Raw genomic sequence first — 17,199 nt, forward strand, 5'->3', positions numbered from 1 at the left:
ACGCCGCCATGCCCTGGGACTACTCCACCAAAGCCCCCCGTAATCCCGTACGCACCCTGCTGATTGCCCTGGGCTGCGCGGTGCTGAACGTGGGGGTACAGCAGGTGCTGGCGGAGGATTATTTCAACCCGGCACTGCTGGATATCGACACGCCCGGCCAGGGCAAAACCGACCTCTCGCTGTATGAGAAGGGCCCGGGCATCGCGCCGGGGAGCTATCAGGTGGATGTCTATGTGAATAATAATAAAGTGGCTAACAGAAAGATCGCCTTTGGCCTGCAACAGCCAGCCAGCGGTCCGGCCACCCTGCAACCCTGCCTCTCGCCAGAAACCCTGAAGAGCCTGGGTATCCAGAGCGATAAATTCAGCGTCACCAAGGATGACGGCTGTGTCGATCTCTCTGGGTTACCGGCCGCCAGCGCCACTTTCCGCCCCGGCCAGCAGCAGCTGCTGCTGAGCATCCCCCAGGCGGCCATTGTTCCCGTGCCTCACGGTTATGTGGCGCCGGATGAGATGGACAACGGGATCAACGCTTTCCTGCTGAACTACAGCTACTCCGCCGGGGATAGCCGCAGCCGGGGTGAAGAGGGCAGCCACCAGCGTAATGAATATCTCAACCTGCGGCCGGGACTGAACCTCGGCGCCTGGCGTCTACGCAACTACTCCACCTGGAGCCGCACCCGGGACGATCGTACCACGCAGCACGACTTCTCGCCGGTCTACAGCTATGCCCAGCGCAATATTCTGTCGCTGGGCAGCGTCGTTACTCTCGGAGAAAGCTCTACCCCCTCCGACGTGTTTGACAGCCTGTCGTTCACCGGGGCGCAGATTGCCTCCGACGATGACATGCTGCCGGACAGCCTGAAGGGCTTCGCCCCGCGCATTCGCGGCGTGGCGCACAGTAACGCCCAGGTGGTGGTGCGCCAGAACGGCTACGTGATCTATCAGAACTACGTCGCCCCCGGCGCGTTTGAAATTAACGATCTCTACCCTACCGGCGGCAGCGGCGATCTGAACGTTACCGTCAAAGAGACCGATGGCAGCGAGCAGCACTTTGTGGTGCCTTACGCCTCGGTGCCGGTTTTACAGCGTGAAGGCCGCTTCAAGTACAGCCTGACTGGCGGGCGCTACCGCAGCTATGACCACAGCGTGGAGAAGACACCGTTCCTGCAGGGCACCGGGATCTATGGCCTGCCGTACGATATCACCGCCTACGGCGGTATCCAGACCAGTCAGTATTACGATGCCCTGGCGCTCGGCACCGGTAAAAACATCGGTGACTGGGGAGCGTTTTCGGTGGATATGACCGCGGCAAAATCGCAGATGCAGGGGCAAAAAACCTCCCGTGGCCGCGCCTGGCGAGTGCGCTATAGCAAAGACTTCGCGACCACCGGCACCCACTTTACGGTGGCCGGGTATCGCTACAACAGCGCCGGGTTTGACACCATGGCAGACGTCCTTAACTCCCATACCCACGACGACGACTGGAGCCCGACGGATCGCCGCCGCAACCGCCAGGAAGCCACTATCGATCAATCCCTGGGCGGCTCCCTGGGCTCGATGACGTTAAGCCTGGTCAAAGAGAATTACTGGCACAGCGACCAGAGTATGACCTCGTTGAGCATCGGCTATAACGGCAGCTGGCACGGCATCAGCTACGGTATCAACTATGGCCTGAGCAAAAACGTCCAGGATGAAGAGGATGACGACGATCGGCGGGAGAACGAGCAGACCTTCGGCTTTAACGTCTCCGTTCCGCTGGATCGCTGGCTGAGCAATACCTGGGTCAATTACACCTTTAACAACAGCAAGCATGACACCAGCCAGAGCGTCGGCCTGAACGGCACCGCGCTGGCGGGGGATAACCTCAGTTGGGGGATTCAGCAGGGCCACAGCCACACTTCCGGCTATAGCACCAACCTGAACAGCGATTACAAAGCCACCTACGGCGAGATGACGGCAGGCTATTCCCAGGATAACCAGCAGCGCCAGCTCAACCTCGGCGTACAGGGGAGCATAATTGCTCATGCCCACGGCATCACCCTCGGCCAGCCGATGGGGGACACGGTGGCATTGGTAGAGGCGCCGGGGGCCAACGGCACCGGGATCGAAAACCAGACCGGGGTTAAAACCGACTATCGTGGCTATGCCATTGTGCCTTACGTCACGCCGTACCATCACAATACCGTGTCACTGGATACCGAGAGCCTGCCTGCAGGCGCCGACGTCGGCCAGGCGGCCCAAATTATTACCCCAACCCGTGGGGCGGTGGTGCGTACCCACTTTAATACCCGCGTCGGCAGCCGGGTGCTGCTGACCCTCACCCGCGCCGATGGACGTCCGGTGCCCTTTGGTGCCACGGCGGCGCCGGCCCATGAGAGCGGCGAATTTATCGTTGGTGATGGCGGCCAGGTCTATCTGACCGGGATGCACGCCCGGGGCAGTGTCAACGTCAGCTGGGGCAAAGGCGCAGGCGCGCACTGCTCCGCCCACTATCAACTGCCGTCCCGATCCGCTGACCCGGTGATTAGCGTCACCGCGCAGTGCTCGTGACAGCATCGAGGAAAAGATGAAACCCTTCCGTTACGGCTCTGTACTGGCCCTGTTTGCCGCCCTGTTTCTGTTTATGCCGCAGGCTAAAGCAGCATGCTCTACCGCAGATCTGCCCTGGACAACCACGCCGGGTGCGCTGACGGTGCCCGCCACGCTGGGGGTGGGCAATGCTATCCCCGGCTCCGCCCGCACGCACACGGTAAAAGGCCACTGTGACGCTGCCGACAGCGGTAAGCCAATCACCGCCTGCCATCTGGGCGAAGGCGATGAAATTCCGGGGATGCCGGGCGTCTGGCGCAGCGGTATCGAGGGGATTGGTATTGAACTGCTGAACAGCGCCGGCCAGCCGGTCCGGGGCCGTAACGCCCACTGTGACAGCCGAAGCACGCCCCTGGGGTACGTCAGCAGTGACGGCTCCGGCAGCTTCAACGTATCGCTGAGGATGCAGCTGATCAAAACGGCAAGCACCACCAAAGAGCAGACGTCAACGACGGTGCGTAACGGCATCTGGTCCCTGGGTATCTACCCCGATCAACAGCTGGGTCAACTGAACGCCGTGCGCTACGGCGGCAGCCTGGCGCTGAAGGCCACCACCTGCTCCGTAGATCCGAGAAGCCTGGTCATTATGCTGGGGAATTTTCCGGTCACTCTCTTTACCCACATCGGCAGCACCAGCGGCTGGCAAAGCTTTAACCTGACGGCAACCTGTACCGACGCGGTGACCATGACCGCCCGGGTTACCAGCGCCAACGGCAGCACCTCGCTCGGTGACGGCAATGACGTGCTGAACCTGACACCGGGCAGCGACAGCGCCACGGGCATCGGGGTGCGAATGATGGTTGGCGGCGTGGCGCTACGCTACAACTACCCTATCCCTTTTGGCGACCAGACCGTTCCCAACCAGCCGTTCGACCTGCCCTTCAGGGTGCAGTATTACCAGACTGGCGTTCAGGCGACTGCCGGAAGAGCCAATACCATTGCCACCATCGACATTGAATATCAGTGAGATCCCGATGAAATATGTAGTCCTGCTCGTGCTGCTGGCCAGCCTGCCCGCCTCAGCCACCGACGTGCTCCTCAGCATCAAAGGCAATATTTACGATACGGCCTGCGAGGTGGACAGCACCAGCCAGAATAAAGTGGTCAATCTCGGCCAGGCGGTGGCCAGTGATTTTAAAGCGCCGGGGGATGTCGGCGTGTGGAAAAATTTTGATATCACCATTTCGCATTGCCCGCAAAGCCTCACCCTGGCGACGATCAACCTGGAGGGGCAGCGCGACAGGCTTCATCCGTTCAAGTTCGCCAACACCGGTACGGCGAAAGGGCTGGCGCTGGAACTGGGCGACCGCACCGACTCGATCATTCTGGCGCCAGAAGCGCGCTTCAATGCGGTAATTGACCCGATCACCCACAGCGCCGATTTCCCGATGGCGGCACGCTATTACGCCTCGTACGTTCCGGTCCACGCGGGGGAGTTTTCAAGCACGGTGCTGTTTACCTTCACTTACCAGTAGGACCACGCCCCTTAGCACGGATGCTTTTCCTGCGCCCGGCGGCAAGCTTAGCCGGGCGTTTTTTTACTTCGGGAACCTCAGGCTGTTCGATGGGAAAGACCGGCAGGGCATTCAGCAACCGCTTGCCGTAGTTTTTGGTCAACAGCCGCTTATCGTAGATCACCACTTCGCCCCAGCAGCTGTGGCTGCGGATCAGGCGCCCGACCTGCTGGATCAGGTTGAACGACGCCGCAGGCAGACTCTGCACCTCAAACGGGAAGCGGTTCAGGCTTTTCAGCCACTCGCCTTCGGTGAGCACCACCGGGCTGTCGATAGGCGGGAAGGCAATCTTATGGATATGCACCTGGGTCAGGTAGTCGCCCTTCAGATCCAGCCCTTCGGCGAAGGACTGGAGCCCCACCAGCACGCTGCGCTCTCCGGCCTCGATACGTTTACGGTGCAGCTCTACCAGCCGGTAGCGGGGCTGATCCCCCTGAACCAACAGCAACAGGCGCAGGTCGGTGACAAAGGTTAAAAAGAGGTTCATTGCTCGGGCGCTGGCGAACAGCACCAGCATGCCGGGATACTTTTTACTCTCCAGCTGTTCGCGAAAGTAGGCCGCCATTTCGGCCAGGTGCTGCTCTTCGTTGTCAATCAGCGGCTCATACTGCATACGCGGGATCACCAGCTTGCCCTGCTCGCAGTGGTTGAACGGCGAGTCGAGGGCCACAAAGCGATCGCCCGCCTTCTCCTTCAGACCGCTCATCTCCTGCAGGCGGGAGAAACTGTTCAGCGAGCGCAGCGTGGCGGAGGTCACCACCACATGCGGAACGCTGCGCCAGAGCAGCTTTTCCAGCTGATCGCTGACGCGAATGCCCGCGCAGTGGAAGAAGAGATGCACCTGCCCCTCCCGGACCTCCCGCGTCGCCCACTTGGTGACCGGCGCGCCGGAGGCCTGGGCCATCGACGCCAGCCGCCACAGCTTGCTCTGCCCCTCGAACATACCCAGGGCACGGTTCATCTGCAGCAGCACCCGGTGGACACGCACCACGTCATGGGTGCCGGTTTTTTCACTGAGATCGTTTAAAAACAGCTCCGCCAGCCCACGCAGTTTTTCAATAAGCTGCGCCAGCTCGCGGCAAAGATCCATGATCTCCTCCGGCAGCGTGCCCATCTCAAAGCGGTGCTCTGCTTCCTGGCCGGGTGGCAGATAGAGATTGAGCATGTTATTCAGCGAGGCGATATGGCTATAGATCGTTTCGCAGTGCTCGCTGAGGCGCTCCGGGATCGCCAGCGGCGGAATGGTTTTCGGCCGGAACTGATCCATGCAGGTCGCCACCAGCTTGCAGAACAGATCGAGCTGCAGGCGGAACCAGGGGGCAGTTATCTCGGCGCTCATCTCCAGCGCGTCGCGGGCGACGTCCGGCAGGTGATGGCCTTCATCCAGCACCAGCAGCAGGTTTTTCGGATCCGGCAGCACCGCTTCGCTCTCCATCGCCGCCATTACCAGCGCATGGTTGGCGACCACCACTTCAGCCTCCTGAATTTCGCGGCGGGCAACAAAGAACGGGCATTCGCGATAGTAGTGGCAGTTGCGGTTCAGACAGCTGGCCTTATCGGTACTGAGCCTGCGCCAGAGATCGTCACTGAGCGCCTGATCGGTGTGATCCCGCAGGCCATCCCATTTATAGCTATCGAGATCGGCCTTAAGCCGGGCGCACTGCTCCTGCTCAGCTTTATTGTTGGGGGTCAGCTCGTCATCCAGAAAGGCCAGCAGATCCTGCTGGGTGGGCTCGGTGCTGGCAAGGGCGGCTAAGTTGCGCGGGCAGACATAGCGCCCACGCCCAAAGGCGGCGGTGAAGCGCAGCTCGGGAATAATTTTGCGCAGCAGCGGCAGGTCTTTGCTGTAGATCTGATCCTGCAGGGCGACGTTGGCGGTACTGACCACCAGCGTCTTTTGTTCTTCCCGGGCGATAGCGATGCCGGGGATCAGGTAAGAGAGGGTTTTACCGACGCCAGTCGGGGCTTCAATTGCCAGATGTCGGCCCTCGTCACCGGCCAGCGTTTTTGCCACATCGGCAATCATCTGCCGTTGCGGTGCGCGGGGAATGAAGTCGGGGATCTGCTGTTGTAGCGCCTTATACCAGGCGGCAATTTGCGCTTTCAGCGCGGCGGTTAAAGCCATGATGAACCTGAAGTACTGTATAAACAGCCACTATTGTGGCACTTTCTCAAGCGGGCCGCAAAAGAAAAGCCCGGCTTTACGACCGGGCTTCCAGATTACTGCGCTGCTGACGGCTTGCGCGGACGGCGTCGACGCTGGCCTTCACCCGCCGGTTTGCCCTCGCCATCGCGACGCGGCGGTTTATTTGCCGCTTTCGGCGCGCCGCCTTCGCTACGGCGCGGCTGCTGCTGACCACGTCCACCGCCGCCCTGCCCGCGTCCACCGCCCTGACCACGCCCGCCCTGACGCCCGTTCTGGATCGGCTCGGCCTTGATGGACGGATCAACGTCATAGCCCTCGAGGGCGATACGCGGGATCTCTTTTTTCAGCAGGCGTTCAATGTCGCGCAGCAGCTTGTGCTCATCAACACAGACCAGCGACAGCGCTTCGCCCGTTGCCGCCGCGCGACCGGTACGGCCGATACGGTGGACATAATCTTCCGGGACGTTCGGCAGCTCGTAGTTCACCACGTGCGGCAGCTCTTCGATATCCAGGCCGCGGGCGGCGATGTCGGTTGCCACCAGTACGCGGATATCACCCGATTTGAAATCGGCCAGCGCGCGGGTACGTGCCCCCTGGCTCTTATTTCCGTGGATGGCCGCGCTGCGGATGCCGTCTTTGTTCAGCTGTTCCGCCAGGTGGTTCGCCCCGTGCTTGGTACGGGTAAAGACCAGCACCTGCTGCCAGTTGCCTTCGCCAATCATCTGGGAGAGCAGTTCGCGCTTGCGCTTTTTATCAACAAAGTGAACATGCTGGGTCACCTGTTCGGAGGCGGTGTTGCGACGCGCCACTTCCACTTCCAGCGGATTGTGCAGCAGCTTTTCCGCCAGGCCTTTGATCTCGTCGGAGAAGGTTGCAGAGAAGAGCAGGTTCTGACGGCGGGCCGGCAATTTTGCCAGCACGCGACGAATATCGTGGATAAAGCCCATGTCCAGCATGCGGTCGGCTTCGTCGAGCACCAGGATCTCCACGCTGTCGAGCTTAACGGCGTTCTGGTGTTCCAGGTCGAGCAGGCGGCCCGGGGTGGCGATCAGCACGTCCACGCCGCCGCGCAGTTTCATCATCTGCGGGTTGATGCTCACCCCGCCAAACACCACCAGCGAGCGGATGTTGAGATAGCGGCTGTACTCGCGCACGTTCTCACCCACCTGGGCGGCCAGTTCACGGGTTGGGGTCAGGATCAGGGCGCGTACCGGGCGACGGCCTTTGGCGTGCGGTTCGCTTGAGATGAGGCGTTGCAGCAGCGGCAGGGTAAAGCCGGCAGTTTTACCGGTCCCGGTCTGGGCGCTGGCCATCAGATCGCGGCCTGCCAGTACAGCAGGAATGGCCTGCTGCTGGATAGGGGTCGGTTCGCGGTAACCCTGCTCCGCTACAGCGCGCAGAATTTCCGGGTTCAGGCCAAGGGTATCAAAAGACATAACAACTCCGAACCGCCCCGACCATTTTCAGGTGTAGTTTTCAGGGAGATATAACAAATGAAAGGACAAAAACCACGGTGTCGCGAAGCAGCGGAGTGTAGCAGCTTTTGTGACTTGGCGCATAAATTATCCTGCAAACTCATAACTCCGCGTTATTACCTGTGCCGGGCAACGCCGTGCCGCCCGGCGCAAAACGTGCCGACAAAAGTGGACAAGCTCAAAAAACAGTCATACTCTTAATCAATCGATTGATTAATTTTGTGTGCCGCTATGAATCCGATCCCGACCACCACCAAAGGTGAGCAGGCGAAAAGCCAGTTAATCGCCGCCGCGCTGGCGCAGTTTGGCGAATATGGGCTGCATGCCACCACCCGCGATATCGCCGCGCAGGCGGGGCAGAATATCGCCGCCATCACCTACTATTTTGGCTCGAAAGAGGATCTCTACCTCGCCTGCGCCCAGTGGATCGCCGACTTCATTGGCACCCAGTTTCGCCCCCACGTGGAGGAAGCCACCGCCCTGCTTGCCGAGCCGTCGCCGGATCGCGCGGCCATTCGTGGCCTGATCTTAACCGCCTGCAACAACATGATTCAGCTGCTGACCCATGACGATACGCTGAACCTGAGTAAGTTTATTTCACGCGAGCAACTCTCGCCCTCTGCCGCTTACCAGCTGGTCCACGATCAGGTTATCGCCCCGATGCACTCCCACCTGACCCGGCTGGTGGCGGCCTATACCGGGCGTGACCCTCTTGATACGCAGACCATTTTGCATACCCATGCCCTGCTGGGGGAAGTGCTCGCCTTTCGCCTGGGGCGTGAAACCATTCTGTTACGCACCGGCTGGACCGAATTTGATGAGGATAAAGCGCTGCAAATCAGTCAGGTCATCACCTGTCATGTCGATTTGATCCTGCAGGGCTTAACGCAAAGGAGCCTGGAGTCATGAAAAAACCTGTCGCCATTATTGTGGCTGTGGTGGTTGTGCTGGCAGCCGGTATCGGCGGCTGGCTGTGGTATCAGAGCCAGCAGGATAAAACGCTGACCCTGTACGGTAACGTCGATATCCGCACCGTGAACATGAGCTTTCGCGTCGGCGGACGGCTCGCCTCCCTGAGCGTGGATGAAGGCGATGCCATTACCGCTGGTCAGACGCTGGGCACGCTGGACCAGGCCCCCTACCAGAACGCGCTGTTGCAGGCCCAGGCGGGGGTTGCCGTGGCACAGGCGCAATACGACTTAATGCAGGCGGGCTACCGTGACGAAGAGGTCGCCCAGGCCGCCGCCGCCGTTAAACAGGCGCAGGCCGCCTATGACTACGCGCAGAACTTCTTTGTCCGTCAGCAGGGATTGTGGAAAAGCCGCACCGTGTCGGCCAACGATCTTGAGAACGCCCGCTCCTCGCGGGATCAGGCTCTGGCGACGCTGAAATCCTCCCAGGATAAGTTGCGCCAGTACCGCTCCGGCAACCGCGAGCAGGATATCGCCCAGGCAAAAGCCAGCCTCGAACAGGCCCAGGCTCAGCTGGCGCAAGCGCAGCTGGATCTGCACGACACTACCCTGGTGGCCCCGGCCAACGGTACCCTGCTGACACGCGCCATGGAGCCCGGCAGTATGCTGAACGCGGGCAGTACGGTACTGACCCTCTCCCTGACGCGTCCGGTATGGGTGCGGGCTTACGTCAATGAAGCCAGTCTCGGCGAGGCGAAACCGGGGCGCGAAGTGCTGCTCTATACCGACAGTCGCCCCGACAAGCCGTACCACGGGAAAATCGGCTTTGTCTCCCCGACCGCGGAATTTACGCCGAAAACCGTCGAAACCCCGGACCTGCGTACCGATCTGGTCTATCGCCTGCGCATTATCGTGAACGATGCCGACGATGCCCTGCGCCAGGGAATGCCGGTGACCGTCAGCTTCGACAATGGGCAAGCCCATGAGTGATGCGGTGATCCAGCTTACCGGCCTGGTCAAACGCTTTGCCGGGATGGACAAACCCGCCGTCGCGCCGCTCGACTGCACGGTGCATAAAGGCTACGTCACCGGGCTGGTCGGCCCGGACGGCGCGGGCAAAACGACCCTGATGCGGATGCTTGCCGGCCTGCTGAAGCCCGACGAAGGCAGCGCCAGCGTGCTGGGGCTGGACCCGGTTCGCGACGATCGCGCCCTGCATGCGATGCTGGGCTATATGCCGCAGAAGTTCGGACTGTATGAAGATCTGACGGTGATGGAGAACCTGACCCTGTATGCCGACCTGCGCAGCGTCACCGGCGAAACCCGGGAGAAAACCTTTCAGCGCCTGCTTGAGTTTACGTCGCTCGGCCCCTTCACCGACCGGCTGGCGGGCAAGCTCTCCGGCGGCATGAAGCAGAAGCTGGGGCTGGCCTGTACGCTGGTGGGGCAACCGAAGGTGCTGCTGCTGGACGAACCCGGCGTCGGCGTGGATCCCATCTCCCGTCGCGAGCTCTGGCAGATGGTGCATGAGCTGGCAGGCGACGGGATGTTGATCCTCTGGAGCACCTCGTATCTCGACGAAGCGGAACAGTGCCGGGACGTGCTGCTAATGAACGAAGGTGAACTGCTCTATCAGGGCGATCCCACAGCCCTGACCCGGAGCATGACCGGGCGCAGCGTGCTGCTGCACTCTCCCCACGAGAACAACCGCCGCCTGCTGCAACGGGTGCTGAAGCTGCCCCAAGTGAGCGACGGCATGATCCAGGGGAAATCGGTGCGGGTGATCCTCAAAAAAGAGGCCCGCGCCGACGATCTGCGCCGAAACGCGGATCTGCCGGATCTGGCGATTGATGAGACTGCGCCGCGGTTTGAAGATGCCTTTATCGATCTGCTCGGCGGCGCAGGCACCGCCGAATCGCCGCTGGGGGCGATCCTGCATACCGTGGAGGGCACCCCCGGCGAGACGGTGATCGAGGCCAAATCCCTGACCAAAAAATTTGGTGATTTTGCCGCTACCGACAATGTGAACTTTACGGTAAAACGCGGCGAAATCTTCGGCCTGCTGGGCCCTAACGGCGCGGGTAAATCCACCACCTTTAAAATGATGTGCGGCCTGCTGGTGCCCACCGCCGGCAAAGCGCTGGTGCTGGATATGGATCTGAAGGTCAGCTCCGGCAAAGCGCGCCAGCATCTGGGCTATATGGCGCAAAAGTTCTCGCTCTACGGCAACCTGACGGTTGAGCAAAACCTGCGCTTTTTCTCTGGCGTCTACGGCCTGCGCGGGCGGGTGCAGAATGAAAAAATCGCCCGCATGAGCGAGGCGTTTGGCCTGCGCCAGGTCGCCGGCCAGGCCACCGACGCGCTGCCGCTCGGGTTCAAGCAGCGGCTGGCGCTGGCCTGCTCGCTGATGCACGAGCCGGACATTCTGTTTCTTGATGAACCCACCTCCGGGGTCGATCCCCTCACCCGCCGGGAGTTCTGGCTGCATATCAACAGCATGGTGGAAAAGGGGGTTACGGTGATGGTGACCACCCACTTTATGGACGAGGCGGAGTATTGCGACCGGATTGGGCTGGTCTATCGCGGCAAGCTGATTGCCCACGGCACACCCGACGATCTGAAAGCCCAGGTGGCGGATGCGCAGCAGCCCGATCCCACCATGGAACAGGCGTTTATCACGCTCATTAACGACTGGGATAAGGAGCATGGCCATGTCTGACAAAGCCCTCTCCTGGCGTCGGGTCCGCGCCCTGTGCATCAAAGAGACGCGGCAGATTGTGCGTGACCCGAGCAGCTGGCTGATTGCGGTGGTGATCCCCCTGCTGCTGCTCTTTATCTTCGGCTACGGCATAAACCTCGACTCCAGCAAGCTGCGGGTGGGGATCCTGCTGGAGCAGCACAGCGAAGAGGCGCTGGACTTCACCCATACCCTGACCGGCTCGCCCTACATCGACGCCACCATCAGTGACGATCGCCATAAGCTCACCCAGATGATGCAGGCCGGACGCATTCGCGGGATGATTGTGATCCCGGGGGATTTTGCCGCCCGCATGGCGCGCCCGAACGATACCGCTCCGATCCAGGTGATCACCGACGGCAGCGAGCCCAATACCGCCAACTTCGTGCAGGGCTACTCAGAGGGGATCTGGCAGCTGTGGCAGATGCAGCGGGCGGACGATCGCGGCGAGACGTTTGAGCCGCTGATTGACGTCCAGACCCGCTACTGGTTTAACCCGGCGGCCATCAGCCAGCACTTTATTATTCCCGGTGCGGTAACCATTATCATGACGGTGATCGGCGCCATTCTGACCTCGCTGGTGATTGCCCGCGAGTGGGAGCGCGGCACCATGGAGGCGCTGCTCTCCACCGAAGTGACGCGCACGGAACTGCTGCTGTGCAAGCTGATCCCCTACTATTTCCTCGGAATGCTGGCGATGCTGCTCTGCATGCTGGTATCCGTATTTATTCTCGGCGTGCCCTATCGCGGCTCGCTGCTGGTGCTGTTCGCCATCACCAGCCTTTTCCTGCTCAGCACGCTGGGGATGGGGCTGCTTATCTCCACCATCACCCGCAACCAGTTTAATGCCGCCCAGGTGGCGCTGAATGCCGCGTTTTTGCCGTCGATAATGCTGTCCGGGTTTATTTTCCAGATCGACAGTATGCCGGCGGTGATCCGCGCGGTGACCTATATCATCCCGGCGCGTTATTTCGTCAGCACCCTGCAAAGCCTGTTCCTGGCGGGCAATATTCCGGTGGTGCTGATGGTGAACCTGCTGTTTTTGATTGCCTCGGCGGTAATGTTTATCGGCCTGACATGGATGAAAACCAAACGGCGCCTGGATTAGCCGTCGTGCATCGATTGTGCCCGGTGGCGCTACCTTACCGGGCCTACAAGGCCCGTTGATTTTGTAGGTCGGGTAAGCGATAGCGCCACCCGACGAGAGGACGACACTATGTTTTACCGTTTATGGACATTGATTCGCAAAGAGCTGCAATCCCTGCTGCGCGAGCCGCAGACCCGGGCGATATTGATTCTGCCGGTGCTGATCCAGGTGCTGCTCTTCCCCTGGGCGGCCACCCTGGAGGTGACCAACGCCACGATCGCTGTCTATAACGAAGATAACGGCAAACATTCGGTGGAGCTGACCCAGCGTTTCGCCCGCGCCAAAGCCTTTACCCATGTGCTGATCCTGAAGAGCCCACAGGAGATCCAGCCCACCATCGATACGCAAAAGGCGCTGCTGCTGGTGCGCTTCCCGGCCGATTTTTCCCGTAACCTCGACACCCTGCAAACTGCCCCTATGCAGCTCATTCTCGACGGGCGTAACTCCAACAGCGCGCAAATCGCCGCCAACTACCTGCAACAGGTGGTAAAGGATTACCAGCAGGAGCTGATGGCGGGCAAACCGAAACCGAACAACAGCGAGCTGGTGGTGCGCAACTGGTATAACCCGAACCTCGACTACAAATGGTTTGTGGTGCCGTCGTTGATCGCCATGATCACCACCATTGGGGTGATGATCGTCACCTCCCTGTCGGTGGCCCGGGAGCGCGAACAGGGCACCTTCGATCAGCTGGTGGTCTCCCCGCTGGCGACCTGGCAAATCTTTGTCGGTAAGGCGGTCCCGGCGCTGATTGTCGCCACTTTCCAGGCCAGCATTGTGCTGGCAATTGGCATCTGGGCCTATCACATCCCGTTTGCCGGATCGCTTCTGCTCTTTTACTTCACAATGGTGATTTACGGGCTGTCGCTGGTGGGGTTTGGTCTGCTGATCTCGGCGCTCTGCTCGACCCAGCAGCAGGCGTTTATCGGGGTGTTCGTCTTTATGATGCCCGCCATTTTGCTCTCGGGCTACGTCTCGCCGGTGGAGAACATGCCGGTCTGGCTGCAGAACTTAACCTGGGTGAATCCGATCCGGCACTTCACCGATATCACCAAGCAGATCTATCTCAAGGATGCGAGTCTGGATATTGTCTGGGGGAGTTTGTGGCCGCTACTGGTGATAGCGGCCGTGACGGGTTCAGTGGCGTACGCGATGTTCAGGCGGAATATCGCGTAGCTTTTTGTCTTTGGTTAACAGGGAAACGATCGCGGGCCCAGCAAGGATAGCCAGCCCTGCGACAGCCAGCAAAAAGTTGTTTTGCAGCACGCGGGACAACAGCCACAGCACAATCAGTGCCGCGCCAAAATACCAGGTGGTGGTGAGCTCTTCGAGCACATCCGCCACTTCGCGCCAGCGCGCTTCATGATGACGCTGTAAAAAGAGCATCAACAGGACAGTCACGCCGTACAGCACGCATAATCCTAAGCCGACCCGCACCAGGGTACCGCTCATCCAGGCCATCACCAGCACGGCCACCACCAATAAATGCAACATAATCTGCCAGCAACTCAGGCCGGTTGCGACGCGTATGCGTTGTTGCCACTTCATGGCACTCTCCTGAAGGATTTTACTCTGCCTGTTCAGACTATCGCACTTTACGGAAAATTCCGTAACACAGCACCTTTTTGTGACGACGACTACACTTTATTTTCATCAGGATAGTGACGCGGGAAGGAGTGTATGGCCCAACAAACCCGGCATTTTTCGCTTAAAGTGTTAACAATCAATATTCATAAAGGATTCGCGGCTTTTAACCGCCGTTTCATTCTGCCCGAACTGCGTGACGCTGTACGAACCGTCAGCGCGGATATCGTCTGCCTGCAGGAGGTGATGGGCGCGCATGAAGTTCATCCTTTGCATGTGGAAAACTGGCCCGATACCAGCCACTACGAATTTCTCGCCGACACCATGTGGAGCGACTACGCTTACGGGCGTAATGCCGTCTATCCCGAGGGGCATCACGGCAATGCCATTCTCTCCCGCTACCCTATCGAACACTATGAAAATCACGATGTCTCGGTGGGCGAGAGTGAAAAACGTGGGCTGCTTTACTGCCGTGTCGCGATCCCGGAGCTGAGCAGATCGCTGCATGTGGCCTCGGTCCACCTTGGCCTGCGCGAAGCGCACCGCCAGGCCCAGCTGCAGATGATGACCGAGTGGGTCAACGGCCTGCCGGAAGGCGAACCGGTGGTGGTCGCCGGAGATTTTAACGACTGGCGCCAGCGCGCCAACCATCCGCTGAAAACGGGGGCCGGGTTAGAAGAGATCTTCACCCTCGCCCACGGCAGGCCCGCCCGTACCTTCCCGGTGAGATTCCCGCTGCTGCGTCTGGACAGGATCTATGTCAAAAACGCTCACGCCAGCAGCCCCACCGCGCTGGCCCTGAGCAACTGGCGTCACCTTTCCGACCATGCGCCGTTAAGTGCGGAGATTCATCTATGAAATGTTCATGGCAAAGCGGCAACCGGATAAAGCTGCTGGAAAATGGCGATCAATATTACCCGGCGGTATTTGCCGCCATCGAGAAAGCGCAAAGCCGGGTACTGCTTGAAACCTTTATCTGGTTTGAAGACAACGTGGGGCGAAAACTGCATTCGGTGATCCTGCGGGCGGCCCAGCGCGGGGTGCATATCGAAGTGCTGCTGGACGGCTACGGCTCCCCCGACCTCAGCGATGAATTCGTGGGGGAACTCACCTCAGCAGGGGTGGTATTCCGCTACTACGATCCACGCCCGCCTCTGCTGGGTATGCGTACCAACGTCTTCCGCCGCATGCACCGTAAAATTGTGGTGGTGGACGATCAGGTGGCCTTTGTGGGCGGGATTAACTATTCCGCGGAACATATGTCGGACTACGGTCCTGAAGCCAAACAGGATTATGCCGTTCAGGTCGAAGGCCCGGTGGTACAGGATATTTTGCAGTTTGTCGTGGAAAACCTCCCCGGCAAAGCCGCAGTGCGTCGCTGGTGGAAGCGGCGTCATCGCGCCGAAGAGAATACCAAACCGGGCGAAGCGCAGGCGCTGTTTGTCTGGCGCGATAATGAAGAGCACCGGGACGATATTGAGCGGCACTATCTGAAGATGCTGACCAACGCCCGTCGGGAGGTGATTATCGCCAACGCCTACTTCTTCCCGGGGTATCGCCTGCTGCACGCCATGCGTAACGCAGCCCGGCGCGGCGTGCGGGTTAAGCTGATTGTGCAGGGCGAGCCGGATATGCCCATAGTGACCGTGGGCGCCCGCCTGCTCTACAACTATCTGGTGAAAGGCGGCGTCGAGATTTACGAATACCGCCGCCGTCCGCTGCACGGTAAGGTCGCGCTGATGGACGATCACTGGGTAACTGTCGGCTCCAGCAACCTCGATCCCCTTAGCCTGTCGCTGAATCTGGAGGCCAACCTGATTATTCACGATCGCGAGTTTAACCAGACCCTGCGTGACAATCTCACCGCCATCATCGCCGAGGATTGCGTCCGGGTGGATGAGTCGATGGTGCCGAAACGCACCTGGTGGAATCTGGGCAAAAGCGTGGTGGTGTTCCACTTCCTGCGCCATTTCCCGGCGCTGGTCGGCTGGTTGCCTGCGCATACGCCTAAACTGGCGCAGGTCCCCCCGCCGGTACAACCCGAGATGGAGACTCAGGATCGCGTTGAGGCGAGCAACACGGGGGTAAAACCCTGATGAGCAAAAAACATTCGCGCTGGCGTCTGGCAAAAAAGATCCTCACCTGGGTATTTTTTATAGCCGTTGCAGTGCTGCTGGTCATTTACGCCAAAAAAGTCGACTGGGGTGAGGTGTGGAAGGTCATCCGCGACTACGACCGTGTGTCGCTGATGGGCGCCGTGGCGCTGGTGATACTGAGCTTCCTGCTGTATGGCTGTTACGACCTGCTGGGACGAGTCTACTGCGGGCATAAGCTGGCCAAGCGCCAGGTCATGCTGGTGTCGTTTATCTGCTACGCCTTTAACCTGACCCTGAGCACCTGGGTGGGCGGCATCGGCATGCGCTACCGGCTTTACTCCCGCCTGGGACTGCCCAGCAGCACCATCACCCGCATCTTCTCCCTGAGTATTACCACCAACTGGCTGGGTTACGTTCTGCTGGGCGGGGTAATCTTCACCGCGGGCGTAGTGCAGTTGCCCGCTCACTGGTATATCGATCAGTCGACGCTGCGCATTATTGGCATCGTGCTGCTGCTGGTGATTGGGTTCTATCTGTGGGCCTGCGCGTTCGCTAAGCGGCGCCATGTAACCATCAAAAAGCAAAAGCTTGTGCTCCCCTCCTGGCGCTTTGCGCTGGCGCAGATGGGCATTTCCGCCGCCAACTGGATGGCGATGGGGGCCATTATCTGGCTGCTGATGGGTGAAGATATCAACTACTTCTTTGTGCTGGGCGTGCTGCTGGTGAGCAGTATCGCCGGGGTGATTGTCCATATCCCGGCCGGGATTGGGGTGCTGGAAGCGGTGTTTATCGCCCTGTTAGCGGGGGAACATGTCTCTCACGGTACCATCATCGCCGCCCTGCTGGCCTATCGTATGCTCTACTATTTCCTGCCTCTGGGGCTGGCGACGGTCTGTTATCTGGTGCTGGAGAGCCGGGCGAAGAAGTTGCGGGCCAAAAACGAACAACAGATGGCGAAGTAGTGGCGGGACTGGCCGGGTGGCGCTGCGCTTACCCGG

14 protein-coding genes are annotated in these 17,199 nt (G+C 60.0%); 11 read left to right on the forward strand and 3 right to left on the reverse strand.

Translation table 11 applies throughout. From position 1 onward, the window contains the following. Window positions 1-8 precede the first annotated feature (8 nt). Genes B3X29_RS05105 through B3X29_RS05115 form a run of 3 tightly spaced genes read left to right on the forward strand, consistent with a single transcriptional unit; the run spans window position 9 to window position 4,066 of the window. Entirely contained in the window at window positions 9-2,552 is a 2,544-nt protein-coding gene (locus B3X29_RS05105) for a fimbria/pilus outer membrane usher protein (protein WP_159339260.1), read from the forward strand. Window positions 2,553-2,568: 16 nt separating this feature from the next. Next, on the forward strand, window positions 2,569-3,558 hold the full coding sequence (locus B3X29_RS05110) for a fimbrial protein (RefSeq protein WP_103178780.1): 990 nt from the start codon (window positions 2,569-2,571) through the stop codon (window positions 3,556-3,558). 7 nt (window positions 3,559-3,565) lie between these two features. Continuing rightward, a complete protein-coding gene (locus B3X29_RS05115) occupies window positions 3,566-4,066 on the forward strand; it encodes a fimbrial protein (RefSeq protein WP_159339261.1) in 501 nt (166 codons plus the stop codon). Here B3X29_RS05115 and dinG read toward each other — a convergent pair. Further along, entirely contained in the window at window positions 4,053-6,230 is a 2,178-nt protein-coding gene (gene dinG / locus B3X29_RS05120; RefSeq protein ID WP_159339262.1) for an ATP-dependent DNA helicase DinG, read from the reverse strand. The two genes, B3X29_RS05115 and dinG, sit on opposite strands and share 14 nt — an antisense overlap. A gap of 95 nt (window positions 6,231-6,325) precedes the next feature. Next, window positions 6,326-7,687 (reverse strand): ATP-dependent RNA helicase RhlE, encoded by a 1,362-nt coding sequence (gene rhlE / locus B3X29_RS05125; RefSeq protein ID WP_103178778.1) that lies wholly within the window; start codon window positions 7,685-7,687, stop codon window positions 6,326-6,328. Window positions 7,688-7,957: 270 nt separating this feature from the next. On the opposite strand from rhlE, the gene cecR reads away from it, so the two are divergent. The 5 genes from cecR (at window position 7,958) to B3X29_RS05150 (ending at window position 13,697) form a co-directional block, all read left to right on the forward strand. Next, window positions 7,958-8,635, forward strand: coding sequence for a transcriptional regulator CecR (cecR, locus tag B3X29_RS05130; RefSeq protein WP_114315569.1), 678 nt, complete (start codon window positions 7,958-7,960; stop codon window positions 8,633-8,635). Then, window positions 8,632-9,627: a secretion protein HlyD gene (gene hlyD / locus B3X29_RS05135; protein WP_103178776.1), complete on the forward strand. Its 996-nt coding sequence runs from the start codon at window positions 8,632-8,634 to the stop codon at window positions 9,625-9,627. The genes cecR and hlyD overlap by 4 nt, the downstream gene beginning before the upstream one ends. Further along, complete coding sequence (locus tag B3X29_RS05140) at window positions 9,620-11,356, forward strand: ATP-binding cassette domain-containing protein (protein WP_103181051.1); 1,737 nt, start codon at window positions 9,620-9,622, stop codon at window positions 11,354-11,356. Before hlyD ends, B3X29_RS05140 begins: the two co-directional genes overlap by 8 nt. After that, window positions 11,349-12,482, forward strand: coding sequence for an ABC transporter permease (locus B3X29_RS05145; protein ID WP_159339263.1), 1,134 nt, complete (start codon window positions 11,349-11,351; stop codon window positions 12,480-12,482). The genes B3X29_RS05140 and B3X29_RS05145 overlap by 8 nt, the downstream gene beginning before the upstream one ends. Window positions 12,483-12,590: 108 nt before the next feature. After that, complete coding sequence (locus B3X29_RS05150) at window positions 12,591-13,697, forward strand: ABC transporter permease (protein ID WP_103178774.1); 1,107 nt, start codon at window positions 12,591-12,593, stop codon at window positions 13,695-13,697. On the opposite strand, the gene B3X29_RS05155 is transcribed toward B3X29_RS05150, so the two are convergent. Then, window positions 13,659-14,069, reverse strand: coding sequence for a YbhQ family protein (locus tag B3X29_RS05155; RefSeq protein ID WP_114315572.1), 411 nt, complete (start codon window positions 14,067-14,069; stop codon window positions 13,659-13,661). The two genes, B3X29_RS05150 and B3X29_RS05155, sit on opposite strands and share 39 nt — an antisense overlap. 132 nt (window positions 14,070-14,201) lie before the next feature. Here B3X29_RS05155 and B3X29_RS05160 point away from each other — a divergent pair, with 132 nt between their 5' ends. The 3 genes from B3X29_RS05160 to B3X29_RS05170 are packed head-to-tail and all read left to right on the forward strand — an operon-like array spanning window position 14,202 to window position 17,163. Continuing rightward, on the forward strand, window positions 14,202-14,963 hold the full coding sequence (locus tag B3X29_RS05160) for an endonuclease/exonuclease/phosphatase family protein (protein ID WP_103178772.1): 762 nt from the start codon (window positions 14,202-14,204) through the stop codon (window positions 14,961-14,963). Then, the gene (gene clsB / locus B3X29_RS05165; protein ID WP_103178771.1) at window positions 14,960-16,201 is read left to right on the forward strand and encodes a cardiolipin synthase ClsB; all 1,242 of its coding nucleotides are present in this window, start codon (window positions 14,960-14,962) and stop codon (window positions 16,199-16,201) included. The genes B3X29_RS05160 and clsB overlap by 4 nt, the downstream gene beginning before the upstream one ends. After that, complete coding sequence (locus B3X29_RS05170) at window positions 16,201-17,163, forward strand: lysylphosphatidylglycerol synthase domain-containing protein (protein WP_103178770.1); 963 nt, start codon at window positions 16,201-16,203, stop codon at window positions 17,161-17,163. The genes clsB and B3X29_RS05170 overlap by 1 nt, the downstream gene beginning before the upstream one ends. Window positions 17,164-17,199: the final 36 nt, after the last annotated feature.

Origin of the sequence: Leclercia sp. UBA5076 (assembly GCF_002416465.1) — a bacterium.
GTDB lineage: Bacteria > Pseudomonadota > Gammaproteobacteria > Enterobacterales > Enterobacteriaceae > Enterobacter.

Bases quoted from the DNA above. Each gene is read 5' to 3' on its own strand.
- B3X29_RS05105 (WP_159339260.1), top strand. From the start codon at position 9: ATGCCCTGGGACTACTCCACCAAAGCCCCCCGTAATCCCGTACGCACC.
- B3X29_RS05110 (WP_103178780.1), top strand. From the start codon at position 2,569: ATGAAACCCTTCCGTTACGGCTCTGTACTGGCCCTGTTTGCCGCCCTG.
- B3X29_RS05115 (WP_159339261.1), top strand. From the start codon at position 3,566: ATGAAATATGTAGTCCTGCTCGTGCTGCTGGCCAGCCTGCCCGCCTCA.
- dinG (WP_159339262.1), bottom strand. From the start codon at position 6,230: ATGGCTTTAACCGCCGCGCTGAAAGCGCAAATTGCCGCCTGGTATAAG.
- rhlE (WP_103178778.1), bottom strand. From the start codon at position 7,687: ATGTCTTTTGATACCCTTGGCCTGAACCCGGAAATTCTGCGCGCTGTA.
- cecR (WP_114315569.1), top strand. From the start codon at position 7,958: ATGAATCCGATCCCGACCACCACCAAAGGTGAGCAGGCGAAAAGCCAG.
- hlyD (WP_103178776.1), top strand. From the start codon at position 8,632: ATGAAAAAACCTGTCGCCATTATTGTGGCTGTGGTGGTTGTGCTGGCA.
- B3X29_RS05140 (WP_103181051.1), top strand. From the start codon at position 9,620: ATGAGTGATGCGGTGATCCAGCTTACCGGCCTGGTCAAACGCTTTGCC.
- B3X29_RS05145 (WP_159339263.1), top strand. From the start codon at position 11,349: ATGTCTGACAAAGCCCTCTCCTGGCGTCGGGTCCGCGCCCTGTGCATC.
- B3X29_RS05150 (WP_103178774.1), top strand. From the start codon at position 12,591: ATGTTTTACCGTTTATGGACATTGATTCGCAAAGAGCTGCAATCCCTG.
- B3X29_RS05155 (WP_114315572.1), bottom strand. From the start codon at position 14,069: ATGAAGTGGCAACAACGCATACGCGTCGCAACCGGCCTGAGTTGCTGG.
- B3X29_RS05160 (WP_103178772.1), top strand. From the start codon at position 14,202: ATGGCCCAACAAACCCGGCATTTTTCGCTTAAAGTGTTAACAATCAAT.
- clsB (WP_103178771.1), top strand. From the start codon at position 14,960: ATGAAATGTTCATGGCAAAGCGGCAACCGGATAAAGCTGCTGGAAAAT.
- B3X29_RS05170 (WP_103178770.1), top strand. From the start codon at position 16,201: ATGAGCAAAAAACATTCGCGCTGGCGTCTGGCAAAAAAGATCCTCACC.